The organism is Streptomyces sp. NPDC007863, from assembly GCF_040633895.1.
GTDB lineage: Bacteria > Actinomycetota > Actinomycetes > Streptomycetales > Streptomycetaceae > Streptomyces.
Genome location: NZ_JBEYEI010000004.1, coordinates 20,493 through 46,568, shown reverse-complemented (window position 1 = coordinate 46,568; position 26,076 = coordinate 20,493). Strand labels below are relative to the sequence as shown.

At 72.5% G+C, this 26,076-nt stretch carries 19 protein-coding genes; 17 read left to right on the top strand and 2 right to left on the bottom strand.

The annotated features are described in order from the left end of the window. Positions 1-145 precede the first annotated feature (145 nt). From ABZ621_RS07465 to ABZ621_RS07430, 8 genes are all read left to right on the top strand, one after another. Positions 146-1,660, top strand: a complete 1,515-nt coding sequence (locus tag ABZ621_RS07465; RefSeq protein ID WP_360601680.1) for a gamma-aminobutyraldehyde dehydrogenase — start codon at positions 146-148, stop codon at positions 1,658-1,660. Between the two features lie 49 nt (positions 1,661-1,709). Beyond that, positions 1,710-2,957: a spermidine/putrescine ABC transporter substrate-binding protein gene (locus ABZ621_RS07460; RefSeq protein WP_360601678.1), complete on the top strand. Its 1,248-nt coding sequence runs from the start codon at positions 1,710-1,712 to the stop codon at positions 2,955-2,957. 56 nt (positions 2,958-3,013) lie between these two features. Continuing rightward, entirely contained in the window at positions 3,014-4,162 is a 1,149-nt protein-coding gene (locus tag ABZ621_RS07455; protein WP_360601676.1) for an ABC transporter ATP-binding protein, read from the top strand. Then, complete coding sequence (locus ABZ621_RS07450; RefSeq protein WP_360601674.1) at positions 4,159-5,088, top strand: ABC transporter permease; 930 nt, start codon at positions 4,159-4,161, stop codon at positions 5,086-5,088. The genes ABZ621_RS07455 and ABZ621_RS07450 overlap by 4 nt, the downstream gene beginning before the upstream one ends. Next, positions 5,088-5,882, top strand: coding sequence for an ABC transporter permease (locus ABZ621_RS07445; RefSeq protein WP_360601672.1), 795 nt, complete (start codon positions 5,088-5,090; stop codon positions 5,880-5,882). Before ABZ621_RS07450 ends, ABZ621_RS07445 begins: the two co-directional genes overlap by 1 nt. Before the next feature lie 38 nt (positions 5,883-5,920). Continuing rightward, positions 5,921-7,339, top strand: a complete 1,419-nt coding sequence (locus ABZ621_RS07440) for an FAD-binding oxidoreductase (RefSeq protein WP_360601670.1) — start codon at positions 5,921-5,923, stop codon at positions 7,337-7,339. A 131-nt stretch (positions 7,340-7,470) separates the two neighbouring features. Then, the gene (locus ABZ621_RS07435; protein WP_360601668.1) at positions 7,471-7,953 is read left to right on the top strand and encodes a hypothetical protein; all 483 of its coding nucleotides are present in this window, start codon (positions 7,471-7,473) and stop codon (positions 7,951-7,953) included. Positions 7,954-8,121: 168 nt separating this feature from the next. Then, the gene (locus tag ABZ621_RS07430) at positions 8,122-9,873 is read left to right on the top strand and encodes a glycosyl hydrolase family 18 protein (RefSeq protein ID WP_360602261.1); all 1,752 of its coding nucleotides are present in this window, start codon (positions 8,122-8,124) and stop codon (positions 9,871-9,873) included. Here the strand turns inward: ABZ621_RS07430 and ABZ621_RS07425 are convergent. Together ABZ621_RS07425 and gabT are read right to left on the bottom strand one after the other, a co-directional pair. Then, positions 9,842-10,372, bottom strand: coding sequence for a phosphatase PAP2 family protein (locus ABZ621_RS07425; RefSeq protein ID WP_360601666.1), 531 nt, complete (start codon positions 10,370-10,372; stop codon positions 9,842-9,844). The two genes, ABZ621_RS07430 and ABZ621_RS07425, sit on opposite strands and share 32 nt — an antisense overlap. A gap of 335 nt (positions 10,373-10,707) precedes the next feature. Continuing rightward, positions 10,708-12,042: a 4-aminobutyrate--2-oxoglutarate transaminase gene (gene gabT / locus ABZ621_RS07420; RefSeq protein WP_360601664.1), complete on the bottom strand. Its 1,335-nt coding sequence runs from the start codon at positions 12,040-12,042 to the stop codon at positions 10,708-10,710. Positions 12,043-12,289: 247 nt separating this feature from the next. On the opposite strand from gabT, the gene ABZ621_RS07415 reads away from it, so the two are divergent. The 9 genes from ABZ621_RS07415 (at position 12,290) to ispG (ending at position 25,959) form a co-directional block, all read left to right on the top strand. After that, a complete protein-coding gene (locus tag ABZ621_RS07415) occupies positions 12,290-14,683 on the top strand; it encodes an ATP/GTP-binding protein (RefSeq protein WP_360601662.1) in 2,394 nt (797 codons plus the stop codon). A 126-nt stretch (positions 14,684-14,809) separates the two neighbouring features. Next, positions 14,810-16,363, top strand: coding sequence for a PucR family transcriptional regulator (locus ABZ621_RS07410; protein WP_360601660.1), 1,554 nt, complete (start codon positions 14,810-14,812; stop codon positions 16,361-16,363). Positions 16,364-16,512: 149 nt separating this feature from the next. Further along, positions 16,513-17,484 carry an EamA family transporter gene (locus ABZ621_RS07405; RefSeq protein ID WP_360601658.1) on the top strand — a complete coding sequence of 324 codons (972 nt, stop codon included), beginning with the start codon at positions 16,513-16,515 and terminating at the stop codon, positions 17,482-17,484. 78 nt (positions 17,485-17,562) lie between these two features. After that, the gene (locus ABZ621_RS07400; RefSeq protein ID WP_360601656.1) at positions 17,563-19,062 is read left to right on the top strand and encodes a PQQ-binding-like beta-propeller repeat protein; all 1,500 of its coding nucleotides are present in this window, start codon (positions 17,563-17,565) and stop codon (positions 19,060-19,062) included. Positions 19,063-19,246: 184 nt separating this feature from the next. Then, positions 19,247-20,692: an aldehyde dehydrogenase family protein gene (locus ABZ621_RS07395; RefSeq protein ID WP_360601654.1), complete on the top strand. Its 1,446-nt coding sequence runs from the start codon at positions 19,247-19,249 to the stop codon at positions 20,690-20,692. Between the two features lie 168 nt (positions 20,693-20,860). Beyond that, positions 20,861-22,108 carry a 3-phosphoshikimate 1-carboxyvinyltransferase gene (gene aroA / locus ABZ621_RS07390; RefSeq protein ID WP_360601652.1) on the top strand — a complete coding sequence of 416 codons (1,248 nt, stop codon included), beginning with the start codon at positions 20,861-20,863 and terminating at the stop codon, positions 22,106-22,108. Between the two features lie 34 nt (positions 22,109-22,142). Continuing rightward, on the top strand, positions 22,143-23,393 hold the full coding sequence (gene dxr / locus ABZ621_RS07385; RefSeq protein ID WP_360601650.1) for a 1-deoxy-D-xylulose-5-phosphate reductoisomerase: 1,251 nt from the start codon (positions 22,143-22,145) through the stop codon (positions 23,391-23,393). Then, positions 23,390-24,697 carry a site-2 protease family protein gene (locus ABZ621_RS07380; protein WP_360601648.1) on the top strand — a complete coding sequence of 436 codons (1,308 nt, stop codon included), beginning with the start codon at positions 23,390-23,392 and terminating at the stop codon, positions 24,695-24,697. The genes dxr and ABZ621_RS07380 overlap by 4 nt, the downstream gene beginning before the upstream one ends. Before the next feature lie 104 nt (positions 24,698-24,801). After that, entirely contained in the window at positions 24,802-25,959 is a 1,158-nt protein-coding gene (gene ispG / locus ABZ621_RS07375) for a flavodoxin-dependent (E)-4-hydroxy-3-methylbut-2-enyl-diphosphate synthase (protein ID WP_360601646.1), read from the top strand. Positions 25,960-26,076: the final 117 nt, after the last annotated feature.

Sequence of the window (26,076 nt, the reverse complement as noted above, 5' to 3'; positions counted from 1 at the left end):
ACCGTACGAAGATTTTCCCGCGACCTCGACACTTGGTCGACCGATTCCGTCGAGTAACCAAAAGGCAACAACGGAATCACTTGTTCGGGCCGTATCCCTCTGTCAGGATCGGCACTCAATTCGAGCTGGGACAACGGAGAGCGTCATGGGCAACCGCTTCCAGGTGACGGACCGCTTCGCGGACGGCGCGCAGTACATCGGCGGAAAGCTCCGCGCCGGAACCTCGGGACGGACGCACAGCGTCGTCGACCCGGCCACCGGCGAGAGCGTGTACACCTACGAACTCGCCTCCACCGCGGACGTCGACGAGGCGGTGGCCGCCGCCAAGGCGGCCTTCCCCGGCTGGGCGGGCGCCACCCCCGGCGAGCGCTCCGACGCCCTGCACCGCCTGGCGGGGATCCTCGCCGAGCGGGCCGAGGACTTCGCCCGGGCCGAGTCCCTCCAGTGCGGCAAGCCGATCCGGCTCACCACCGAGTTCGACGTGCCCGGCACGATCGACAACACCGCCTTCTTCGCCGGCGCGGCCCGCCACCTCCAGGGCCAGTCCGCCGCCGAGTACTCCGGCAACCACACCTCGTACGTCCGGCGCGAGCCGATCGGCGTGGTCGGCTCCATCGCCCCCTGGAACTACCCCCTCCAGATGGCCGCCTGGAAGATCCTCCCGGCGATCGCCGCCGGCAACACCATCGTCCTGAAGCCGGCCGAGCTGACCCCGCTCACCTCGCTGATGTTCGCCCAGGCGGCCAAGGACGCCGGCATCCCCGACGGCGTGATCAACGTCGTCACCGGCAGCGGGCGCGAGGCCGGCGAGCACCTGGTCGGCCACCCCGACGTCGTCATGACCTCCTTCACCGGCTCCACCGCGGTCGGCAAGCGGGTCGCCGAGGTCGCCACCGCCACCGTGAAGCGGCTCCACCTGGAGCTCGGCGGCAAGGCCCCCTTCGTCGTCTTCGACGACGCCGACCTGGAGGCCGCCGCCCACGGCGCCGTCGCCGCCTCGCTCATCAACACCGGCCAGGACTGCACCGCCGCCACCCGCGCCTACGTCCAGCGGCCCCTCTTCGACGCCTTCGTCGCCCGGGTCGCGGAGCTCATGGAGACGGTCCGGCTCGGCGACCCGGCCGACCCGGCCACCGACCTCGGCCCGCTGGTCTCCCACGTCCACCGCGACCGGATCGCCGGCTTCGTCGAGCGGGCCCGCGGCTACGCGACCGTCGTCACCGGAGGCGAAGCCCCTGGTGGAGAGCTCGGGAACGGCGCATACTATCGGCCCACCCTGATCACCGGCGCCGCGCAGGACAGCGAGGTCGTGCAGTCGGAGATCTTCGGACCCGTCCTGGTGGCCCTGCCCTTCGACTCCGACGACGAGGGCATCCGGCTCGCCAACGACACCCCGTACGGCCTCGCCGCCTCCGCCTGGAGCCGTGACGTCTACCGGGCGAACCGGGCCACCCGCGAGATCAAGGCCGGCTGCGTCTGGGTGAACGACCACATCCCGATCATCAGCGAGATGCCGCACGGCGGCTCCAAGGCCTCCGGCTACGGAAAGGACATGTCGGCCTACTCCTTCGAGGAGTACACGCAGGTCAAGCACGTGATGTTCGACAACACGGCGGTGGCGGCCAAGGACTGGCACCGCACGATCTTCGGGGACCGATAGCCAACAGCCGCCCGACCAGCGGCGCAACCATCCCGAAAGGGCACAGCGCATGGAGCAGTACGAGCCCGACCGCCTCTCCGCCGCCCAGCTCGCGGCGATCCGGCGCAGCATGACGAGCGGCCGTGGCGCCCTCAGCCGCCGCTCGCTGCTGCGGGCCGGTGGCGTGGGCGCGCTGACGGTCGGCGGTCTCGCCGGCCTCACGGCCTGCGGCATCCCGCCGGCCAAGCGGGAGGGACAGGGCCCCGCGTCCACCGACCGGTCCGCCAAGGAGAAGACCGTCAGCTTCTCCAACTGGACCGAGTACATGGACGTCAGCGAGGACGAGAAGTCCCGCCCCACCCTGGAGGCGTTCACCCAGCGCACCGGGATCAAGGTCAAGTACACCGAGGACATCAACGACAACGTCGAGTTCTTCGGCAAGATCAAACCGCAGCTCGCGGCCGGCCAGGACACCGGCCGCGACCTGATCTGCGTCACCGACTGGCTGGCCGCCCGCATCATCCGCCTGGGCTGGGCCCAGAAGCTCGACCCGGCGAACCTCCCCAACGCGTACGCCAACCTCTCCGCGCAGTTCCGCCGCCCCGACTGGGACCCGGGCCGCTCCTACTCGTACCCCTGGACCGGCATCTCCACCGTCATCGCCTACAACGTGAAGGCGACCGGCGGGAAGAAGGTCGACTCGGTCAGCCAGCTCCTCGACGACCCCGCGCTCAAGGGCCGGGTCGGCTTCCTCACCGAGATGCGCGACACCGTCGGCATGACCCTGCTCGACATGGGCAAGGACCCGGGCACCTTCACCGACGCCGACTACGACGCGGCCATCGGCCGCCTCCAGAAGGCCGTCGACAAGAAGCAGATCCGCCGCTTCACCGGCAACGACTACACCTCCGACCTGGACAAGGGCGACCTCGCCGCCTGTCTCGCGTGGGCCGGCGACGTCATCCAGCTCCAGGCGGACAACCCGGACATCCAGTACGCCATCCCCAACGCCGGGTACATCACGTCCACGGACAACCTGCTGGTCCCCACCCAGGCCGGCCACAAGGCCAACGCCGAGAAGCTCATCGACTACTACTACGAGCTCCCGGTGGCCGCCCAGCTCGCCGCCTACATCAACTACGTGTGCCCCGTCGACGGGGTCAAGGACGAACTGGCGAAGATCGATCCCGAGCTCGCCGCCAACACGCTGATCCTCCCGGACAAGGCCATGGCGAAGAAGTCGCGCGCCTTCCGCTCGCTGACCGGCGAGGAGGAGACGGCGTACGAGGAGAAGTTCGCCAAGCTCATCGGCGCCTGAGCCGTCGTCCACCGTCACCAGGCCACGAAGCCACGAAGATCCGGGACCGCAAACCCATGACTGAGAACACCACCGGCGGCGACGTCCGACTCACCGGGATCAGCAAGACCTACGGCTCCTTCACCGCCGTCCACCCGCTCGACCTCACCGTCCCCCAGGGCTCCTTCTTCGCCCTGCTCGGCGCCTCCGGCTGCGGCAAGACCACCACCCTGCGCATGATCGCCGGCCTGGAGGACCCCTCCACCGGCACGGTCTTCCTCGGCGACAAGGACGTCACCGACCTCCCGCCCTACAAGCGTCCGGTCAACACCGTCTTCCAGTCCTACGCGCTCTTCCCGCACATGGACATCTCCGAGAACATCGCCTTCGGTCTGCGCCGGCGCGGCATCAAATCGGTGAAGAAGCAGGTCGACGAGATGCTGGAGCTCGTCCAGCTCGGCGACAAGGCGAAGCACAAGCCGCACCAGCTCTCCGGCGGCCAGCAGCAGCGCGTCGCCGTCGCCCGCGCCCTCATCAACCACCCGCAGGTGCTCCTCCTCGACGAGCCGCTCGGCGCCCTCGACCTCAAGCTGCGCCGCCAGATGCAGCTGGAGCTCAAGCGGATCCAGACCGAGGTCGGCATCACCTTCGTGCACGTCACCCACGACCAGGAGGAGGCCATGACCATGGCCGACCAGGTCGCGGTGATGAACGGCGGCCGGGTCGAGCAGCTCGGCGCCCCCGCCGACCTGTACGAGAACCCGAAGACGACCTTCGTCGCCAACTTCCTCGGCACCTCCAACCTCATCGAGGCCGAGGTCGTCGAGACCGGCTCCGACGTCGTCGTCACCGCCGGCGGCGGCAAGCTCAGGGTCCCCGGCGACCGCTGTACGGACGCCGTCCGCCAGGGCGGCAAGCTGCTCGTCGGCGTCCGCCCGGAGAAGATCTCGCTCGCGCACGCCGACGACGCGGGCTCGATCGCCGACGGCCGCAACCGGGTCACCGGCCGGATCGTCGACTCCTCCTTCATCGGCGTCTCCACCCAGTACGTGGTGAACTCGCCGGCCGGTGCCGAGCTCCAGGTGTACGAGCAGAACATCGAGCGCGATACCCGGCTCGTCCCCGGCGCCGAGGTCGTCCTGCACTGGAACCCGGCCCACACCTTCGGCCTCGACGCCACGCAGGACATCGACGCGGGCGTGGAGACGGTGGAGGACGCCTCGTGACCACCACCCTCGCCAAGGAGGCCCCGGGACCGGTCGAGGAACCGGTTCTGCGCAAGCCTCCGACCCGCAAGCGGCTCGTCCCGTACTGGCTGCTGCTCCCCGGCATCCTCTGGCTGCTCGTCTTCTTCGCCCTGCCGCTCGTCTACCAGGCCTCCACCTCGGTCCAGACCGGCTCCCTCGAAGAGGGCTTCCAGGTCACCTGGCACTTCCGGACGTACGTCGACGCCTTCACCGAGTACTGGCCGCAGCTGCTGCGCTCCCTGCTGTACGCGGGCACCGCGACCGCGCTCTGCCTGCTGCTCGGCTACCCGCTCGCGTACCTCATCGCCTTCAAGGCCGGCCGCTGGCGCAACCTGCTGCTCGTCCTGGTCATCGCGCCCTTCTTCACCAGCTTCCTCATCCGGACGCTGGCGTGGAAGACGATCCTCGCCGACGACAGCCTCGTCGTGGACGTGCTCAACGCGCTGCACGTCCTCGACGTGACCAGCTGGCTCGGCTTCACCGAGGGCGAGCGGGTGCTCGCCACGCCGATGGCGGTCGTCTGCGGCCTCACGTACAACTTCCTGCCGTTCATGATCCTGCCGCTCTACACCTCCCTGGAGCGGATCGACGGCCGGCTGCACGAGGCCGCGCAGGACCTCTACGCCTCCCCGGCGACCACCTTCCGCAAGGTGACCTTCCCGCTGTCGATGCCCGGCGTCGTCTCCGGCACCCTGCTCACCTTCATCCCGGCGAGCGGCGACTACGTCAACGCCGAGCTCCTCGGCTCCACCGACACCAAGATGATCGGCAACGTCATCCAGTCGCAGTTCCTCCGCGTCCTCGACTACCCGACGGCCGCCGCCCTGTCCTTCATCCTCATGGCGATCGTGCTCCTCATGGTCACCGTCTACATCCGCAAGGCGGGAACGGAGGACCTCGTCTGATGAGCTGGATCCGCAAGAACCTGGTCGTCATCGCCGGCCTGCTGACGCTGGCGTACATGATCCTGCCGAACGTCGTCGTCATGGTGTTCTCGTTCAACAAGCCGAACGGGCGCTTCAACTACTCCTGGCAGCAGTTCTCCCTCGACGCCTGGAAGGACCCCTGCGGCGTCGCCGACATGTGCGAGTCGCTCACGCTCTCGCTCCAGCTCGCCGCCTGGGCCACCGTCGGCGCCGTCGTCCTCGGCACCATGATCGCCTTCGCGCTGGTCCGCTACCGCTTCCGGGCACGCGGCGCGATCAACTCGCTGATCTTCCTGCCGATGGCGATGCCCGAGGTCGTCATGGCCGCCTCGCTGCTCACCCTCTTCCTCAACATGGGGATCGAGCTGGGCTTCTGGACGGTCCTCATCGCCCACATCATGTTCTGCCTGTCGTTCGTCGTCACGGCGGTCAAGGCCCGGGTCATGTCCATGGACCCGCGCCTGGAAGAGGCCGCGCGCGACCTCTACGCGGGGCCCGCGCAGACCTTCCTGCGGGTCACCCTGCCGATCGCGGCGCCCGGCATCGCCGCCGGCGCGCTGCTCGCCTTCGCGCTCTCGTTCGACGACTTCATCATCACCAACTTCAACGCGGGCTCCACCGTGACCTTCCCCATGTTCGTCTGGGGCTCGGCACAGCGCGGAACCCCCGTTCAGATCAACGTGATCGGTACCGCGATGTTCGTCCTCGCGGTAGTGATCGTCGTGGCCGGGCAAATCATTACGAACCGGCGCAAGAAAACAGCAACAGCCTGAGCGTAGGAAGCCCTCAGGCACCGAAGGAGTTGGAAACCATGGCCCCAGTCGCCATGCGTCTCGCTGCACAATCTCTCTCCGACGCCCAGCCCGTCCCCTTCTGGCTGGAAGACCCCGGCAAGCCCGGCGCCCTGCCCGCCCTCACCGGTACCGAGAAGTGCGATCTCCTCGTGATCGGCGGCGGATACAGCGGACTGTGGACCGCGCTCCTCGCCAAGGAGCGCGATCCCTCCCAGGACGTCGTGCTGATCGAAGGCCACGAGGTGGGCTGGGCCGCCTCGGGCCGCAACGGCGGCTTCTGCGCCGCCTCCCTCACCCACGGCTTCGGCAACGGCCTCTCCCGCTGGCCGGGGGAGCTGCCGAAGCTGGAGCGGCTCGGCGCGGCCAACCTCGACGCCATCGAGGAGGCCGTCGCCCGCTACTCCCTGGACTGCGAGTTCGAGCGCACCGGCGAGATCGACGTGGCCACCGAGGCCTACCAGGTCGACGAGCTCCACGAGTGGTACGAGGAGGCCGACCGGCTCGGCCTCGCCGAGGGCCTCACCCTCCTCGACGGGGACGCCATGCGCGGCGAGGTGAACTCGCCGACCTTCCTGGGCGGCCTCTGGGACCGCGAGGGCGTCGCCATGCTCCACCCGGCGAAGCTCGCCTGGGGCCTCAAGCGGGCCTGCCTCGACCTCGGCGTGCGCATCTTCGAGAACACCCCGGGCCTCGACCTGGTCTCGGCCGGCGCCGGCATGGCCGTCCGCACCCCCTACGGCCGGGTCGCCGCCCGCCGGGTCGCCCTCGGCACCAACGTCTTCCCGTCGCTGGTCAAGCGGCTGCGCCACTACACCGTCCCGGTGTACGACTACGCGCTGGTCACCGAGCCGCTGAGCGAGGAGCAGCTCGCCGCGGTCGGCTGGAAGGGCCGGCAGGGCCTCGGCGACTCCGCCAACCAGTTCCACTACTTCCGGATCACGGCCGACAACCGGATCCTGTGGGGCGGTTACGACGCCGTCTACCGCTTCGGCGGCAAGGTGCAGGCGGAGATGGACCACCGCCCGGAGACCTACCTCAAGCTGGCCGAGCACTTCTTCACCTGCTTCCCGCAGCTGGAGGGGCTCCGCTTCAGCCACGCCTGGGGCGGCGCGATCGACACCTGCTCGCGCTTCTCGGCCTTCTTCGGCACCGCCCACCAGGGGAAGGTGGCGTACGCGGCGGGCTACACCGGCCTCGGCGTCGGCGCCACCCGCTTCGGCGCCGACGTGATGCTGGACCTGCTCTCCGGGCAGCGCACCGAGCGCACCTCCCTGGACATGGTCCGCTCCAAGCCGCTGCCCTTCCCGCCGGAGCCGATCGCCTGGGCCGGCATCGGGATCACCAAGTGGTCGCTGGCCCGCGCGGACGCCAACGGCGGCCGGCGGAACCTCTGGCTGAAGACGATGGACAAGCTGGGCCTCGGCTTCGACAGCTGACACCCCGCCCCATGGGGTGTGATGTAGGTCACACCTCGTGGAGGGGAAACCCGCGTAAGAGTGGGGACCCCCCGCGCTCTCTCCGTGTGGACGCGCACCTCCGCGCGTCCCCACGGAGAGGAGTTCGCACGATGACATCTACGGGGGCCTCCGGCGTCAAGGCCGCGGTGGAGTGGCTGGCCGCGGTCGCACCGGATCCCGACGCCTGCCGCTGGGAGTGGGAGCGCAACCCGCACGGGGTCGCCCTGCTGCCCGCCGGCCGGCGCTGGGACGTACTGATCCTGCCGGGCGAGCTCGGCCACGCCACCCTCGGCGTCCTGAACCGGCTCGTCGACCGGCCGGGACCCGTCCTCGCCGACTTCGGCGACGCCCGGATCGGCTTCTTCGTCCCGCCCGGCACCGCCGCCCGCTGGCTCGGCACCGGGGTCCGCGGCGCCGGACCCGGCACCTGGATCGTCGTCCCGTACCCGGGCCGCGCCACCGGCGCGGCGCGCTGGCTGGTGGCGCCCGACGGACTCGGCACCCTCACCGACGCCTCGCTGCTCGAACTGGCCATGCACGAGGCGGCGGGCGCGCTCGCCGGGGAGCAGGGTCAGCGGGGGAGTACCTCCTGAGCCCGCCCCCGTGCGCGTACCCCTCCCAAGTCCTTCCCCGTACAGAGGTCTTGACCACTCGATTGGTCTGGACCATGCTGTGGCGCGCTCCACTCCGATCCCCCACCCCCGGAGGCAGTCGTGGACCGCACCAGACCCCTGACCCTGCTCCTGGCGGGCGCGCTCGCCATGGGCGGGCTCGCCGCCCTCTCGCCGGCCGCCCAGGCCGCCGACTCCGAACTCGCCCGCAACGGCGGCTTCGAGGCCGGCCTGGACGGCTGGAGCTGTACGGCGGGCAGCGGCGCCGTCGTTTCCTCACCCGTGCACGGCGGGACGAAGGCCCTCCAGGCCACCCCCGCCGGCAGCGACAACGCCAAGTGCTCCCAGACCATCACCGTGCAGCCCAACTCGGCGTACACGCTGAGCGGCTGGGTCCGCGGCAGCTACGTCTACCTGGGCGTCACCGGCACCGGCACCACCGACGGGTACACCTGGACCCAGTCGGCCCCGGACTGGCAGAAGCTCAGTACCTCCTTCACCACCGGCGCCGGCACCACCTCGGTCACGGTCTACACCCACGGCTGGTACGGCACCCCCGCCTACCAGGCCGACGACCTCTCCCTGTACGGCCCCGGCGGCGCCCCGGTGGAGATACCCGCCGCCCCCACGGGCCTCACCGCCGGCAGCCCGACCTCCACCTCGGTGCCGCTGAGCTGGCCCGCGGTCGCCGGAGCCACCTCGTACAAGGTCTACCGCGGCGGTACCGCCGTCGGCACCGCCACCGGCACCTCGTACACCGCCACCGGCCTCACCCCGAGCACCGCGTACAGCTTCCAGGTCTCGGCCGCGAACAGCGCCGGCGAGTCCGCCCGCTCCACGGCCGTCACCGCCACCACGACCTCCGGAGGCGGCGGCGGAGGCGGCGAGCTGCCCGCCCGCGCCCTCGTCGGCTACCTCCACGCCAGCTTCGCCAACGGCTCCGGCTACACCCGCATGGCCGACGTGCCCGACTCCTGGGACGTCATCAACCTCGCCTTCGGCGAACCGACCTCGGTCACCTCCGGCGACATCCGCTTCAGCCTCTGCCCGGCGACGGAGTGCCCGAACGTCGAGTCCCCCGCGGACTTCAAGGCGGCGATCAAGGCCAAGCAGGCCGCCGGCAAGAAGGTCCTCATCTCCATCGGCGGCCAGAACGGCCAGGTCCAGCTCGCCACCACCGCCGCCCGCGACACCTTTGTCTCCTCCGTCTCGAAGATCATCGACGAGTACGGCCTCGACGGCCTCGACATCGACTTCGAGGGCCACTCGCTCTCGCTCCAGACCGGCGACACCGACTTCCGCAACCCGACCTCGCCGGTGATCGTCAACCTGATCCAGGCGGTCAAGACCCTCAAGGCCAAGTACGGCGCGAAGTTCGTCCTGACGATGGCCCCCGAGACCTTCTTCGTCCAGCTCGGCTACCAGTACTACGGCTCCGGCCCCTGGGGCGGCCAGGACCCGCGCGCCGGCGCGTACCTCCCGGTCATCCACGCCCTGCGCGACGACCTCACCCTGCTGCACGTCCAGGACTACAACTCGGGCTCCATCATGGGCCTGGACAACCAGTACCACTCCATGGGCGGCGCCGACTTCCACATCGCCATGACCGACATGCTGCTCACCGGCTTCCCGGTCGCCGGCAACGGCGAGCGCTTCTTCCCGGGCCTGCGCCCCGAGCAGGTCGCCATCGGCCTCCCGGCCTCCACCCAGGCGGGCAACGGCCACACCAGCCCCGCCGAGGTGAACAAGGCCCTCGACTGCCTCACGAAGAAGCAGAACTGCGGCACCTACCAGACCCACGGCACCTGGTCGTCGCTGCGCGGCCTGATGACCTGGTCGATCAACTGGGACCGCTTCAACCAGTGGGAGTTCAGCCGGAACTTCGACGCGTATTTCGGATAGAACGCAGCCAACTGGAACTGACGCCCAGGATCAGGAAGCCGAGGCAGACACTGGCCGCCACGTCCAGCGGCCAGTGGAAGCCCCGGAGCACCAGCCCCGTCCCCGTCACCGCCGTCAGCACGGCGGCGACGGGGACGAGCCGTCGCGAGACCAGACAGGCGGCCCCGAAGTACGCCACCATCGCCGTGGCGGTATGGCCGGAGGGGTAGTAGCCGTGGGCCCAGGGTTCGAGGGGGCCGGGGCGGGCCGTCCACTCCTTCAGGGGGACGACCAGGAGCGGTACGGCGGCCATGGCGAGACCGGCGAAGAGGGCCTGGCGCCGGCGGCCGCGGAAGGCGGCGTACGCCATCGCGGCGGCGAGCACGGGGAGGGCGACCGTCAGATTGCCGAGGTCGGAGGCGAGTTCGCTCAGCCACCGGGGGACGGTGTCCACGAGGGCCCGGGACACCCGCTCGTCGAGCCTGGTCAAGGGGCCGTGGACGAGCACCTGCCAGGTCACGACGGCGAGGGCGACGAGCGCCGAGAAGAGAGCCGGCCGCCCTGGAACAGGGGGGGTGGTTCCGGGGCGGCCGGGAGGATCGGGCTGCCGCGCGCCCCGGGGGGTGTGGGGCGGGCGGCCATCCGATCGGTGAGGAATCCCGGAGCACGAGGCTCCGGTGGTGTGCGCTTCGGCACGGTCCGGGCGGGGCTGGGGATGCTCCGCCCCGGGTGTTTCTCTCATCTGGGAACGACCGTACGGCACGCGACGGGGGACCGACAGCGGGAAACGCGTCCCGCCATCGGCCCCCCACAGAGTCTTCACTCTTTGCGCCGAAGCGTCGGCCGGAGCGTCCGTCAGAGGGCGGCGAGCGCCGCCTCGATGACGTCCAGACCCTCGTTGAGCAGGTCCTCGCCGATGACCAGCGGCGGAAGGAAGCGCAGCACGTTGCCGTAGGTGCCGCAAGTGAGGACGAGCACGCCCTCGTTGTGGCAGTACTTGGCGAGCGAGGCGGCGGCCTCGGCGGCCGGCTCCTTCGTCTCCGGGTCCTTGACGAGCTCGATGGCGATCATGGCGCCGCGGCCGCGGATGTCGCCGATGACCGGGAACTTCTCCTGCATCGCGGAGAGGCGGGCCTTCATGACCTCCTCGATGCGCTTGGCTTTCCCGTTGAGGTCCAGCTCCTTCATCGTCTCGATGGCGCCGAGCGCACCGGCGCAGGCCACCGGGTTGCCGCCGTAGGTGCCGCCGAGGCCGCCGCCGTGGACGGAGTCCATGATCTCGGCGCGGCCGGTGACGGCGGCGAGCGGCAGACCGCCCGCGATGCCCTTGGCGGTGGTGATGAGGTCCGGGACGATGCCCTCGTCCTCGCAGGCGAACCACTGGCCGGTGCGGCAGAAGCCGGCCTGGATCTCGTCGGCGACGAAGACGATGCCGTTGTCGTTGGCGAACTTCACGATCGCCGGCAGGAAGCCCTTGGCCGGCTCGATGAAGCCGCCCTCGCCGAGGACCGGCTCGATGACGATCGCGGCGACGTTCTCGGCGCCGATCTGCTTGGTGATGTTGTCGATCGCCTGCGCGGCGGCCTCGGGGCCGGCGTTCTCGGCGCCGGTGGGCCAGCGGTAGCCGTAGGCGACCGGCACGCGGTAGACCTCGGGCGCGAACGGACCGAAGCCCTGCTTGTACGGCATGTTCTTCGCCGTCATGCCCATGGTGAGGTTCGTGCGGCCGTGGTAGCCGTGGTCGAAGACGACGACGGCCTGGCGCTTGGTGTACGAACGGGCGATCTTGACGGCGTTCTCGACGGCCTCGGCGCCCGAGTTGAACAGCGCGGACTTCTTGGCGTGGTCGCCCGGGGTCAGCTCGGCCAGCGCCTCGCAGACCTCCACGTAGCCCTCGTACGGCGTCACCATGAAACAGGTGTGGGTGAAGTCCTGCAGCTGCGCGGAGGCGCGGCGCACGACGGCCTCGGCGGAGGCGCCCACGGACGTCACGGCGATGCCGGACCCGAAGTCGATCAGCAGGTTGCCGTCGACGTCCTCGATGATCCCGCCGCCCGCGCGCTTGGTGAACACGGGCAGCGTGGAGCCCACGCCCCCGGCGACCGTCTCCAGCCGACGAGCCTGAAGCTCCTGCGACTTCGGACCGGGAATGGCGGTGACGACGCGCCGCTCCTGCGGGACAGCGTTCATGCGGGGCTCCTGGGGTGTTCTGGACGCTCTTGCGGGTTTCCTCCGCAGGCTAGGCGCGGCCGCATGCCCGGCGCATGCTACGGATGGGAGTGGTCCCGGCGTGTCCTTGTCCGGATCGGCCATACGCGCACTTGTCCGGGCCCACTCCGTGCCATCGCCCTGATCCGGGGCATGATCCGGGACCGAGGCTCTAGATTGGGCCCGGACGACAGCGCCGCGGAGTCGAAGGGCCAGGGGGCAGGGGAACATGGAGTTCGAGGGCACGCACGGCTCGCGGAGCACGCACGACGGGCGGCCGCACGCGGACATCCCCCGCCCGGCGGGCCCGCCCCCCGGCACCCCTCCGCTGCCGGGCACCACACCGTCCGCCGCGGCGCACCCCGCCCCGCCCAGGCCCACCGCCGCGCCCAGCGCGCGAGCCGCGTCCACGCTCGTCGACTGGCTGCGTACACCGCGTCCCAAGGCGGCGCCCGGCATCTGGCGGTACGGACACGTGCCACGGCCCGAGCGGGAACCGGACGAGACGCCGCTGCGGACCGTGCTCGCCGGCGCGACGATCTCCTTCCTCGTCGCCGTCCTGCTCTGGTCGCTGCTCCGCAACGGCTACATCCCCTACTGGAGCGTCCCGATCCGGCTCTTCACCCCCGCCGACTGGTGGCGCCCGCTCGGCGGCGCGCCCGTGCCCGGCACCGGGGGCCCGATCGCCCTCGCCGTCTACCGCTTCGTCCTCTTCGCCGGCGTCTTCGGCGGCATCGGCCGCTTCGGCCGCTGGCCGTACGCCTGGAGCCGGCTCGTCCGGGAGTACGGACGCCGGGCGCAGTTCGCCCTCGCCGTCGTCCTGGGCCTGATCACCATCGCCCTGGTCCGCGGCGACTGGCTGCCGCTGCGCCCCCTCGTCCTCTCGATGCTGCCGTACGACCTCACGAGTCCCGCCGCGATCTACGCCAATCTGGAGATGGAGGACACGGCCACCCTCCTGCTCACCGTCGCCACCGCCCTCCCCTTCGTCTGGCTCGCCGTGCGGCGCACGGCCCCGCGTCCCGGGACGTCCGCGGCCCCGACGGCCCCCGTCACCGGGGGCGCGGACCCCGCCTCCTGGCCCGAGCTGCGGGCCGCCGGGTTCGGGCAGGCGGCCGATCGGCTCGCCGCGGAGGCGGCCGACGGGGGCATGAACGACGTCGACTACGCCCGGATCCAGGCCGCCTGGAAGGCGGCCGGCCAGGCGCCCGCGAAGCAGACGGCCTTCCTCCACGAGGTTCTCGCCCGGGGCGCCGCGGCCTTCCTGCACCCCTCCGGCGCCCGCTTCCTCGTCGGCCGGAGCGCCACGCACGACCTCGCCCTCCGCCAGGTCCGCCTCGGCACCGTCGCCGACACCGCCCGCAACCCCTACGCGCGCCGCACCACCGGCCTCGCCCTCGACCCGGACGTCCTCGGCACCGGCATGCTCGTCGTCGGCCCCTCGGGCAGCGGCAAGACGACCCGCCTCGTCCGCCCGCTCGTCGAGTCCCTCTCCCTCCAGGCGCTCGCCGGTCAGGCCGCCGTCGTCGTGGTCGGCTCCGACACGGCGCCCCTCGGCCCGGACGAGGCCTACGACGTCGTTATTCGCGTCGGCGACCCCGCCTCGCCGCACGACCTCGACCTGTACGGCGGCACCTCCGACCCGGACCGCGCGGCCACCCTGCTCGCCGACGTCCTGGCCGGCGACACCGCCGACACCCGTCCGGCCACCACCGCGCTCGCCCAGCTTCTCGGCCCCTTCCACGCCGTCCACGACCGCTTCCCCTCGGTCCCCGAGCTCCGCGAACTCCTCGACGGCGACCCCACCCGGCTCGCGGCCCTGCGCACCTCCCTCGAAGCAGCCGGCCAGGCCTCCCTCGTCCGTGAACTCGACGCCCGGGCCCGGCAGCAGGGCGCCGCCGGCGACCCGGCCGGCCGGCTCGCCGACCGGATCGCCCTCCTCGACCGCCCCGCCTTCGCCGGCTTCTTCGACACGTCCGGGGCGACCACGCCGTTCACCATGCGGGCCCTGGACCACCCCGTCCGCGTCCGGATCGACCTGCCGGAATCCGGGCACGCCGAGGCGTCCCGGCTCCTCACCCGGCTCGTGCTCGCCCAGTTCCTCGGCCGGGCCGTGGAGCGGACCGACCGCTCCCGCTTCGCCTGCCTCGTCCTCGACGACGCCGCGCACACCCTGACCGCCGCGACCGTGCGCGGTCTCCAGCGGCTGCGCTCCGCCCACGCGGGCGTCGTCCTCGGGCTCCGTACCGTCGAGGACGTCCCCGAGCACCTGCGGACCCCGCTCTTCGGGGCGGTCGGCTGCCGGTTCGCCCTCGCCGGGGTCACCACCTGGGACGGCAAGCGGTTCGCGGAGACCTGGGGCACCGCATGGGTGGAGACCCGGGACGTCACCAGCCGCACCGTCCGCTCCGACGAACCCCTCACGCGGGTGGCGCACGCCGTGCGCAAGCTCGTCACCGGCCGGGCCGTCACCACCGACGCGGTGACCGTCCGCGAGGTCGAGCGGGAGCGGTGGTCGGCCTCCGACCTGGCCCACGGCGTGCCGCCCGGCCACGCGGTCCTCTCCCTCACCGACGTGCGGGGCGAGCACACGCCACCCCTCCTCGTCGACCTCCGCGCCTGAGCACGGCCCCGCGCGGCGGGGCGGGGGGCCTGGCACAATCGGGTGGGCCGCGCTCCCCAGCGGCGCTCCATCGCCGGGCGCGGGTCTCGCGCCCCGGCCTCCGCTCGTAAGGTCCGCCGGTTCCCGATGCCGCCCACCCTCGCCTCGCTCGTCCACAACTCCGCGCTCCGGCTCCTGGCCCGGGCGGGGGAGGACCGTCTCGACACGCCCGTCCGGTGGGCGCACGTCAGCGAGCTGGCCGACCCCGTGCCGTACATGGAGGGCGGCGAGCTGCTGCTCACCACCGCCCTGACGCTCGACGCCGAGGACCCGGAGGCGATGCGGCGGTACGTGCGGCGGCTGCTCGGCGCCGGGGTCGTGGGGCTCGGGTTCGCCGTGGGGGTGAACTACGAGGAGATCCCGGACGCGCTCCTCGACGCCGCCCGCGCCGAGCACCTGCCGCTCCTCGAAGTCCCGCGCCGCACCCCCTTCCTCGCCATCAGCAAGGCCGTCTCCGCCGCCATCGCCGCCGACCAGTACCGCGCCGTGACCGCCGGCTTCGAGGCGCAGCGCGAGCTCACCCGGGCCGCCCTCGCCGAGGGCCCGGACGCGGTCGTCGCCCGGCTCGCCGCGCACGTCGACGGCTGGGCCGCGCTCTACGACGCCTCCGGGTCCGTCGTCGCCGTCTCGCCCGAGTGGGCGGCCCGCCGCGCCGCACGGCTGACCCCGGACGTCGAGCGGCTGCGCGAACGCCCCGCCCCCGCCAGCGCCGTCGTCGGCGGCACGGACGACCGGGTGGAGCTGCAGTCCCTGGGGACCGGCCGCCGGGTCCGCGGCGCCCTCGCCGTCGGCACCGCCGCCCCCCTCGGCACCGCCGAGCGGTACGCCGTCCACTCCGCGATCGCCCTGCTCACCCTCACCACCGAACGCTCCCGCTCCCTCCAGGCCGCCGAGCACCGCCTCGGCGCCGCCGTGCTGCGCCTGATGCTCGCCGGGCAGTCGGACCACGCCCGTACCGTCGCCGGCGACGTCTACGGCGGCCTCCTCGACGCCCCCTTCCGCGTCCTCGTCGCCGAACCCGCCACGGCCGGCGCCTCGCCCGAACCCCCGCTCCCGGTCCTCGCCGAGGCCCTGGAGGCCGCCGCCGCCCGGGCCGGCGAGGCGGTGCTCACCGTGCCCGAGGGCGAGGAGCGGCTCGTCGTCCTCGCCGGCGACGACGGCGCGGTCGTCGCCGCCTGCGCCGGGTACGCCGAACGCGAGGCGGAGGAGGCGGGTGTCGTCGTGGGGCTCTCCGCCCCCGCCGGCCCCGGCACCGCGGCCGCCGCGCACCGGCAGGCCGAGCAGGCCCTCTCGGTGGCCCGCCGCCGCGGCCGCGCCCTCGTCGAGCACGAGGACCTGGCGGCCGGCTCCGTCCTGCCGCTCCTCGCCGACGACGCCGTACGCGCCTTCGCCGACGGCATGCTGCGGGCGCTGCGCGAACACGACGCCACCGGCCGCGGCGATCTGGTGGCCAGCCTGCGCGCCTGGCTCTCCCGGCACGGGCAGTGGGACGCCGCGGCCGCCGATCTCGGCGTGCACCGGCACACCCTGCGCTACCGGATGCGGCGCGTCGAGGAGATCCTCGGGCGTTCGCTGGACGACCCGGACGTCCGCATGGAGCTGTGGCTGGCCCTCAAGGCGACGGGGGAGGGGGAGCAGTAACCCCCAGGGCGGCGAGGCGTCCCGGGTCGCCTCTCCGGGGTGGTCTTCCCCCTCGGGCGACCGCCAGGGCCTCTTCGATTCCCCTCCCCCTGCCCGGTCCCGGGCAGAATTCCTGGTGGGAAGCCGGGTGATTCCCTAATCTCCTGCTCATGACAAGCCCTGCCGTCGATCCTGCCTCCGCGCCCCCGGCCGGCGGCACCAAGCCCCTCCCCGTCGTCGCCGCCCCGCCGGGCCGCCGCATCGGCGGTGCCGTGTGGGTCGCCCTCGCCATCGTCTACGTCGTCTGGGGCTCCACCTACCTCGGCATACGCTTCGTCGTCGAGACCATCCCGCCCTTCCTCGCCTCCGGCTCCCGCTTCATCGTCGCCGGGCTCCTCCTCGCCGCGATCGTCGCCTGGCGCCAGGGGCCCGCCGCCCTCAAGGTGGACCGCCGCCGGCTCGGCTCCGCCGCCCTCGTCGGCGTCCTCCTCATCCTCGGCGGCAACGGCCTCGTCAACCTCGCCGAGACCACCGTCCCCTCCGGCCTCGCCGCCCTCCTCGTCGCCGCCGTCCCCGTCTTCGTCGTCCTGCTGCGCACCGCCGCCGGCGAGCGCCCCGGGCTCGGCGCGTACGGCGGCGTCCTGATCGGCCTCGGCGGCCTCGCCGTCCTCACCGTCCCCGGGCTCAGCGGCGAGATCGGCATCGGCGGCGTCCTCCTCGTCCTCCTCGCCGCCCTGCTCTGGTCGGCCGGCACCGTCTCCTCCGCCCGCCTCCCGATGCCCGCCAACCCCTTCACCGCCAGCGTGTACGAGATGCTCGCCGGCGGCATCGGCGGCGTCGTCGTGGGCCTGCTCCGGGGCGAGCACCGAGGCTTCGACCCGGGCGCCGTCGCCACCGGCTCCTGGGTGGCCCTCGGCTACCTGGTCGTCTTCGGCTCGCTGATCGCCTTCACCGCGTACGCCTGGCTGATCCAGTCCGCCCCGGTCTCGCTCGCCGCCACCTACGCCTACGTCAATCCGGTCGTCGCCGTACTGCTCGGCACGCTGATCCTGAACGAGGCGCTGACCTGGCCGATCGTCCTCGGCGGCGCGATCGTCGTGGCCGCCGTCTGTCTGATCGTCTCCACCGAACGGAGGGGGTGAAGGATTCAGGCCGTCCTGGCCCTAATCTGATCCCTCGTATCCGGTGGATGTGAGCATGACGACGGGGGTGGGGTCCGGATGGCCACGGCGACGAAGGCGGGCGGCCGAGCGGGCGGCGACGGCGCGAGGAACGGCAAGGCGGGCGGCGGAGCCGGGAACGGCAAGGCGAACGGCGGCACCCGCAACGGCGGCACCCGCAACGGCGGCACCCGCAACGGCGGCACCCGCAACGGCGGCACGCCGCCGCCCGCCTCGCGGGCCGTCCGGTACACCGTCGTCGGCGGCCTCCTCCTCGCCCTCCTCGCCGGCGTCGGCGGCATCACCGTCGGCATCCTCGCCGACCAGGGCTACCTCCCCGGCGACTCGATGCGCGAGGTCTGGAACACCCCGTACGACGACCACGGCTCCTCGGAGTCCGGCAACGCCTCCTGGGCCTCCGGCGACACCCTCGCCGCCGCCCGCGCCGACGGCGTCACCGGCTACGACGCCCGCACCGTCGCCCGGCGCTGGCGCCACGAGCCGGGCGACGGCGCGACCGTCTGCTCCGTCAGCCGCACCGCCGCCGACGGCGTCGTCCTGATCGCCCAGGGCACCCCCAGCGCCCCGGGCGAGCCCGCGAAGGGCGCGGGCTGCGCCACCGTCACCGCCCTCGACCTCGCGCAGGGCCGCGAGCTGTGGCGCACCACCCGCGTCGCGGCCACCGACCGGATCCAGGACGAGCGGGACCTCGTCGCCGTCGGCGGCGGCCTCGCCGTCGTCCGCGACGAGGACCCCGACTGGCCGTACTCCTGGGCCGGCGAGCGCCCCGGCTCCGTCCGCCCGGACCGCGCCCTGCGCGCCCTCGACCTGCGCACCGGCAAGCCCCGCTGGACGGCCCGTACGCCGAAGGGGTGCGTGCCGTACCGCGTCGCCGCCGCCGAGCGCCAGGTCCTCGCGCTGCTCGTCTGCGACCGCGTGGACATCCGGCTGGCCGCCTTCGACCCGGCGAACGGCAAGCACCGCTGGACCACCCCGCTCGACGAGCGGCGGCGCGTCGAGCCGATCCCCCACGCCCCCGAGTTCCTCTCCGCCGACCCGGTGGTGGTGCGCGTCGACAGCCTCGACGAGAGCGGCTCCGACACGTTCCTCTCCTTCTCCGCCGACGGGCGCCCCCAGGGCCGTATCGCCTCCGGAGGGATCAACGACGACTTCGAGGGCGACCGGCCGGCCGTGGCCAAGGTCGCCTACGGCCGCCTGTACCTCATCGGCTCCGTCTTCCAGGACACCGTCACCGCCTTCGACCTGCGCAGCGGCGAGCGCCTGTGGCGGGCCCGGCTGGAGCTGCGCGAGGACGCCCTCGGCCTGGGGATCGCCGGGGGCCGGGTCACCGTGCCGGTCGACCTGTACGGCTCGTCCGCCGAGGACGGGCTCGTGGTCCTCGACGCCGACACCGGCGACGAGCGCGACCTGCGCACCTTCCCCGACTCGGTCGCCTCCTCCACCGGCGACCTCCAGGACGTCCTCTTCCACGAGGGGCGGCTGATCCTCGCCCGGACCGCGGGGTACGACCGGCCGTTCACGGCGTACGAGGAGCGCTGACCGGCGGCGGACCGCCGGCCGCTCCGCCGCCGCGCCCCCACCGCTCGCCCGCCTCTTCGGCCGAAGCGGACAGGCCGGCACCGCCACCACTCCACCACGGACAAACGTCACCCGCGCGTCCCGGCCCTAACGTGGGGACAGAGCAACCGCTCGCACCCCGAAACGGAAAGGGCCGGGACGCGTAATGACGACCACCCACGCCTTCTGGGTCGCCGGCCGCGAGGCCACCGGCGACACCACCTTCGACGTCACGAACTCGTACGACGGACGTCTGGTCGGCAAGGTCGCCGTGCCCACCGAGGCCCAGGTCGAGGAGGCCGTCGCCGCCGCCCACGCGGTCGTCGACGAGTTCGCCGCCACCCCGGCGCACGTCCGCGCCGCCGCCCTCGACCACGTGTCGAAGCGGCTCGCCGAGCGCACCGAGGAGATCGCCCAGGTCATCTCCGCCGAGAACGGCAAGCCCATCAAGTGGGCCCGCGGCGAGGTCGGCCGCGCCGTCTCCGTCTTCCGTTTCGCCGCCGAGGAGGCCCGCCGCTGGAACGCCGGCGAGGCCCAGCGCCTGGACACCGAGGCCGGCGGCGCGGGCCGCCTCGCCCTCACCCGCCGCGTGCCCAAGGGCGTCGTCCTCGGCATCGCGCCCTTCAACTTCCCGCTGAACCTCAGCGCCCACAAGGTCGCCCCGGCCATCGCCGTCGGCGCCCCGATCATCCTCAAGCCGGCCCCGGCCACCCCGATCTCCTCCCTCATCCTGGGCGAGATCCTGGCCGAGACCGACCTGCCGGCCGGCTCCTGGTCGATCCTCACCGTGCCGAACGACCGGATGCCCGCCCTCGTCCAGGACGAGCGCCTCCCGGTCATCTCCTTCACCGGCTCGGACAAGGTCGGCTACGCCATCCAGGCCTCCGTGCCGCACAAGCACTGCACCCTGGAGCTCGGCGGCAACGCCGCCGCCGTCGTCCTCGCCGACTGGTCCTCCGAGGCCGACCTGGACTGGGCCGCGACCCGCATCGCGACCTTCTCCAACTACCAGGGCGGCCAGTCCTGCATCTCCGTGCAGCGCGTGATCGCCGACGCCTCCGTCTACGACCGCCTGCTCCCGAAGATCGTCGCGGCCGTCGAGGCCCAGGTCACCGGCGACCCGGCGGACGACGCCACCGACGTCGGCCCGCTCGTCGACGAGGCCGCCGCCCAGCGCGTCGAGTCCTGGGTCGACGAGGCCGTCGCGGCCGGCGCCAAGCTCCTCGCCGGCGGCAAGCGCGAGGGCGCGAGCTACGCCCCGACCGTCCTCACCGAGCTCCCGGCGGACGTCACCCTGGCCCGTGCCGAGGTCTTCGGCCCGGTCCTCACGGTCGCCAAGGTCGACGGCGAGGCCGAGGCCTTCGCCGCCGTCAACGACTCGGACTTCGGCCTCCAGGCCGGCGTCTTCACCCACGACCTGCAGACCGCCTTCCGCGCCCACCGCGCCCTGGAGGTCGGCGGCGTGATCGTCGGCGACGTCCCCTCGTACCGCGCCGACCAGATGCCGTACGGCGGCGCCAAGCGCTCCGGCACCGGCCGCGAGGGCGTCGCGTACGCCATGGACGACTACACCTACGAGCGCGTGCTGGTCCTCACCGGCCTCGCCCTGTAGGACCCGCGTCCCACGAGACCAGGCGGTCCGAGCCCACTGTGCGGGGGCTCGGGCCGCCTCTCGTGCGTGCCCCCCCCCCGCGGCCGTACGCCTCCGCTCGCGCCCCCGCCCGTCCACGGAGCGGACCGCGCCGACGGGCACCCCGCCCCGCGCGGCAGGATGACCGGCGTGACCGTCATCGACATCCCCGGCTCCAAGTCCGTCACCGCCCGCGCGCTCTTCCTCGCCGCCGCCGCGGAGGGCACCACCACCCTCCTGCGCCCGCTCGTCTCCGACGACACCGAGGGCTTCGCCGAAGGCCTCGGCGCCCTCGGCTACACCGTCCGGAAGGAGCCCGGCGCCTGGCACATCGAGGGCCGCCCGGCCGGACCGGGGACCGCGGACGCCGACGTGTACTGCCGCGACGGCGCCACCACCGCCCGCTTCCTGCCCACCCTCGCCGCCGCCGGCCACGGCACCTTCCGCTTCGACGCCTCCGCGCAGATGCGCCGCCGCCCGCTCGGCCCGCTCTCCACCGCCCTGCGCGAGCTCGGCGTGGACCTGCGGCACGGCGGGAAGGACGGCCACCACCCGCTCGCCGTGCACGCCGCCGGCGTGAAGGGCGGCGCGCTCACCCTCGACGCCGGCCAGTCCTCCCAGTACCTGACGGCCCTGCTGATGCTCGGCCCGCTCACCGCCGAGGGCCTCGCCGTCACCGTCACCGACCTGGTCTCGGAGCCGTACGTCGAGATCACCCTCGCGATGATGCGGTCCTTCGGCGCCGAGGTCACCCGCGAGGACGACGAGCGGGGCCGTACCTACCGGGTCGCCCCCACCGGCTACCGCGCCCGGACGTACGCGATCGAGCCCGACGCCTCCACCGCCGGCTACTTCTTCGCCGCGGCCGCCCTCCGGCCGGGCGGCGAGGTCACCGTCCCCGGCCTCGGCACCGGCGCCCTCCAGGGCGACCTCGGCTTCGTCGACGTGCTGCGCCGCATGGGCGCCGACGTCGAGGTGACCGCCGGCTCCACCACCGTCCGCTCCACCGGCACCCTGCGCGGACTCACCGTGAACATGCGGGACATCTCCGACACCATGCCGACCCTCGCCGCGATCGCCCCCTTCGCCGACGGGCCGGTCCGCATCGAGGACGTCGCCAACACCCGGGTCAAGGAGTGCGACCGGCTCGACGCCTGCGCCGAGAACCTCCGCCGCCTCGGCGTCACCGTCACCACCGGCCCCGACTGGATCCAGATCGAGCCCGGCACGCCGGCGGGACCCGCCGAGATCGCCACCCACGGCGACCACCGGATCGTCATGTCCTTCGCCGTCACCGCCCTGCGCACGCCCGGCATCACCTTCGACGACCCCGGCTGCGTCAAGAAGACCTTCCCCGACTTCCACCACGAGTTCGGCGCGTTCGCCCGGACCCCGTGAAGAGCCCACAGCGTTTCGGGCAAGAATGGGGGGCATGAGCGACCGCCCCTCTCCTCTCGCCGACCCGCACCTCGCCTTCGACCCCGCCGAAGGCCGCCGGGACATCGTCGTCCTCGGCTCGACGGGATCCATCGGCACCCAGGCCATCGACCTGGTGCTGCGCCACCCCGACCGCTTCCGGGTCACCGCCCTGGCCGCCTCCGGCAGCCGGATCGGGCTGCTCGCCGAGCAGGCCCACCGGCTCCGGGTCGCCCAGGTCGCCGTCGCGCGCGAGGAGACCGTGGCGGAGCTGCGTACGGCCCTGGAGGCGCTGTACGGCTCCGAGCCGCTGCCCGAGCTCCTCACCGGCCCCGACGCCGCGACCCAGCTCGCCGCCTCCCCGTGCCACACCGTGCTCAACGGCATCACCGGCTCCATCGGCCTCGCGCCCACCCTCGCCGCCCTGGAGGCCGGCCGCACCCTCGCCCTCGCCAACAAGGAGTCGCTGATCGTCGGCGGCCCGCTGGTGAAGGCGCTCGCCAAGCCCGGCCAGATCATCCCGGTCGACTCCGAGCACGCCGCGCTCTTCCAGGCGCTCGCCGCCGGCACCCGCGCCGACGTCCGCAAGCTCGTCGTCACCGCCTCCGGCGGCCCCTTCCGCGGCCGCACCCGGGCCGACCTGGAGCACGTGACCCGCGAGGACGCGCTCGCCCACCCGACCTGGGCGATGGGCCCGGTCATCACGGTCAACAGCGCGACCCTGGTCAACAAGGGCCTGGAGGTCATCGAGGCGCACCTCCTCTACGACATCCCCTTCGACCGCATCGAGGTCGTCGTCCACCCCCAGTCGTACGTGCACTCGATGGTCGAGTTCACCGACGGCTCCACCCTCGCCCAGGCCACCCCGCCGGACATGCGCGGCCCCATCGCCATCGGCATCGGCTGGCCCGAGCGGGTCCCCGACGCGGCCCCCGCCTTCGACTGGACCAAGGCCTCCACCTGGGAGTTCTTCCCGCTCGACGACGAGGCCTTCCCGTCGGTGAACCTCGCCCGGCACGTCGGCGAGCTCGGCGGCACCGCCCCCGCCGTCTTCAACGCCGCCAACGAGGAGTGCGTCGAGGCGTTCCTCGCCGGCCGGCTCCCCTTCAACGGCATCATGGACACCGTCACGGCGGTCGTCACCGAACACGGTCGGCCCACCGGGGGAACCTCCCTGACGGTGCCGGACGTCCTGGAAGCGGAGACCTGGGCACGGGCCCGGGCCCGAGAGCTCGCAGCGAAGGCAACCGCGGAGGCACGCGCATGACGGAAGCGCTCCTGTACGTCCTGGGCATCGTCCTGTTCGCCCTGGGACTGCTCGTCTCCATCGCCTGGCACGAGCTCGGCCACCTCTCCACGGCCAAGCTCTTCGGCATCCGCGTGCCCCAGTACATGGTCGGCTTCGGCCCCACCATCTGGTCGAAGAAGCGCGGCGAGACCGAGTACGGCATCAAGGCCATCCCGGCCGGCGGCTACATCCGCATGATCGGCATGTTCCCGCCCGGCGAGGACGGCAAGATCGAGGCCCGCTCCACCTCGCCCTGGCGCTCCATGATCGAGGACGCCCGCGAGGCCTCGTACGAGGAGCTGCAGCCCGGCGACGAGACCCGGCTCTTCTACACGCGCAAGCCGTGGAAGCGCGTGATCGTCATGTTCGCCGGACCGTTCATGAACCTGGTCCTCGCCCTCGGCCTCTTCTACGGCTCGCTGATGACCCTCGGCATCGAGCAGCAGACCACCAAGGTCGCCGGCGTCCAGAAGTGCGTCATCAAGCAGGACGCCGGCCGCGAGGCCTGCGCGACGGGCGACCCGGTCTCCCCGGCGTTCAAGGCCGGCCTGCGGGAGGGCGACACCATCGTCGCCTTCAACGGCACCCCCGTCTCCGACTGGGACACCCTCTCGGACCGCATCCGGGACACCATCGGCCCCGCCACGATCACCGTGGAGCGGGCCGGGCAGCGCCTCGACCTGCACCCGACCCTGGTCTCCAACCAGGTCCTGAAGAAGGACGAGGACGGCCAGATCGTCCGGCCCGTCGCGTACGTCCCCGCCGGCTACCTCGGCTTCCAGGCGAGCAGCGAGGTCGCGCCGCTCTCCTTCGGCGACACCACCGGGCGCATGGGCGACCTGCTGGAGAACGGCGTCGAGTCGGTCATCGCCCTCCCCGGCAAGATCCCCGGCCTGTGGGACGCCACCTTCGGCGACGGCGAGCGCGCCGAGGACTCCCCGGTCGGCGTCGTCGGCGCCGCCCGCATCACCGGTGAGCTCATGACCGTGGACGCCCCGCCGGAGCGGATCCTCGTCATGTTCATGAACCTGCTGGTGTACTTCAACGTCTCGCTGTTCCTGTTCAACATGCTCCCGCTGCTGCCGCTCGACGGCGGCCACATCGCGGGCGCCCTGTGGGAGTCGGTCCGCCGGCACACCGCCCGGCTCTTCAAGCGGGCCGACCCCGGCCCGTTCGACGTGGCCAAGCTGATGCCCGCCGCCTACGTGGTCGCCGGCGTCTTCGTCTGTTTCACGCTGCTCGTGCTCGCCGCCGACCTCGTCAACCCGGTGAAGCTGACGTAGCCCTCAGGGGGGCCGTCCACCGCCGTGTCCGGCCCCCCGTCCCCGGGGCGGTAACCTCGGAAGCCCGAGCCCGCCGACGCACGACCTTGAGGTTGCACAAACTCATGACCGCGATTTCTCTCGGTATCCCCTCTGTCCCGACCCGGCTCGCCGAGCGCCGCAAGAGCCGGCAGATCCAGGTCGGCAGCGTGGCCGTCGGCGGTGACGCACCCGTCTCGGTGCAGTCGATGACGACGACCCGTACGTCCGACATCGGCGCCACCCTCCAGCAGATCGCCGAGCTGACCGCCTCCGGCTGCCAGATCGTCCGGGTGGCCTGCCCGACCCAGGACGACGCCGACGCGCTCGCCACCATCGCCCGGAAGTCCTCGATCCCCGTGATCGCCGACATCCACTTCCAGCCGAAGTACGTCTTCGCCGCGATCGACGCGGGCTGCGCGGCGGTCCGCGTCAACCCCGGCAACATCAAGCAGTTCGACGACAAGGTCAAGGAGATCGCCCGGGCCGCGAAGGACGCGGGCACCCCGATCCGCATCGGCGTCAACGCCGGCTCCCTCGACGCCCGCCTCCTGAAGAAGTACGGCAAGGCCACCCCCGAGGCGCTCGTCGAGTCCGCCCTCTGGGAGGCGTCCCTCTTCGAGGAGCACGACTTCCGCGACATCAAGATCTCGGTCAAGCACAACGACCCGGTCGTCATGGTCGAGGCCTACCGCCAGCTCGCCGCCCAGTGCGACTACCCGCTGCACCTCGGCGTCACCGAGGCCGGCCCCGCCTTCCAGGGCACCATCAAGTCGGCCGTCGCCTTCGGCGCCCTGCTCTCCCAGGGCATCGGCGACACCATCCGGGTCTCCCTCTCCGCCCCGCCGGCCGAGGAGATCAAGGTCGGCATGCAGATCCTGGAGTCGCTCAACCTCCGCCAGCGCCGCCTGGAGATCGTCTCCTGCCCGTCCTGCGGCCGCGCCCAGGTCGACGTCTACAAGCTCGCCGAGGAGGTCACCGCCGGCCTCGACGGCATGACCGTCCCGCTCCGCGTCGCCGTCATGGGCTGCGTCGTCAACGGCCCGGGCGAGGCCCGCGAGGCCGACCTCGGCGTCGCCTCCGGCAACGGCAAGGGCCAGATCTTCGTCAAGGGCGAGGTCATCAAGACCGTCCCCGAGTCGAAGATCGTCGAGACCCTCATCGAGGAAGCCCTCAAGATCGCCGAGCAGATGGAGAAGGACGGCGTCGCCAGCGGCGAACCGACCGTCGCCATCGCCGGCTGAGGCACGCGACCACCCGGAACCCCGCCGCCCCCTCCGCAGGGGGACGGCGGGGTTTCGCCATGAGCGGGAGCCCTTCCCAGATCCTGGGGGTAAGGTGCCAGGACCAGCAGAACCCGC

What these genes read in the sequence shown, in the direction of transcription:
- ABZ621_RS07465 (WP_360601680.1), top strand. Translation starts at nt 146, where the DNA reads ATGGGCAACCGCTTCCAGGTGACGGACCGCTTCGCGGACGGCGCGCAG.
- ABZ621_RS07460 (WP_360601678.1), top strand. Translation starts at nt 1,710, where the DNA reads ATGGAGCAGTACGAGCCCGACCGCCTCTCCGCCGCCCAGCTCGCGGCG.
- ABZ621_RS07455 (WP_360601676.1), top strand. Translation starts at nt 3,014, where the DNA reads ATGACTGAGAACACCACCGGCGGCGACGTCCGACTCACCGGGATCAGC.
- ABZ621_RS07445 (WP_360601672.1), top strand. Translation starts at nt 5,088, where the DNA reads ATGAGCTGGATCCGCAAGAACCTGGTCGTCATCGCCGGCCTGCTGACG.
- ABZ621_RS07440 (WP_360601670.1), top strand. Translation starts at nt 5,921, where the DNA reads ATGGCCCCAGTCGCCATGCGTCTCGCTGCACAATCTCTCTCCGACGCC.
- ABZ621_RS07435 (WP_360601668.1), top strand. Translation starts at nt 7,471, where the DNA reads ATGACATCTACGGGGGCCTCCGGCGTCAAGGCCGCGGTGGAGTGGCTG.
- ABZ621_RS07430 (WP_360602261.1), top strand. Translation starts at nt 8,122, where the DNA reads ATGGGCGGGCTCGCCGCCCTCTCGCCGGCCGCCCAGGCCGCCGACTCC.
- gabT (WP_360601664.1), bottom strand. Translation starts at nt 12,042, where the DNA reads ATGAACGCTGTCCCGCAGGAGCGGCGCGTCGTCACCGCCATTCCCGGT.
- ABZ621_RS07415 (WP_360601662.1), top strand. Translation starts at nt 12,290, where the DNA reads ATGGAGTTCGAGGGCACGCACGGCTCGCGGAGCACGCACGACGGGCGG.
- ABZ621_RS07410 (WP_360601660.1), top strand. Translation starts at nt 14,810, where the DNA reads ATGCCGCCCACCCTCGCCTCGCTCGTCCACAACTCCGCGCTCCGGCTC.
- ABZ621_RS07405 (WP_360601658.1), top strand. Translation starts at nt 16,513, where the DNA reads ATGACAAGCCCTGCCGTCGATCCTGCCTCCGCGCCCCCGGCCGGCGGC.
- ABZ621_RS07400 (WP_360601656.1), top strand. Translation starts at nt 17,563, where the DNA reads ATGGCCACGGCGACGAAGGCGGGCGGCCGAGCGGGCGGCGACGGCGCG.
- ABZ621_RS07395 (WP_360601654.1), top strand. Translation starts at nt 19,247, where the DNA reads ATGACGACCACCCACGCCTTCTGGGTCGCCGGCCGCGAGGCCACCGGC.
- dxr (WP_360601650.1), top strand. Translation starts at nt 22,143, where the DNA reads ATGAGCGACCGCCCCTCTCCTCTCGCCGACCCGCACCTCGCCTTCGAC.
- ABZ621_RS07380 (WP_360601648.1), top strand. Translation starts at nt 23,390, where the DNA reads ATGACGGAAGCGCTCCTGTACGTCCTGGGCATCGTCCTGTTCGCCCTG.
- ispG (WP_360601646.1), top strand. Translation starts at nt 24,802, where the DNA reads ATGACCGCGATTTCTCTCGGTATCCCCTCTGTCCCGACCCGGCTCGCC.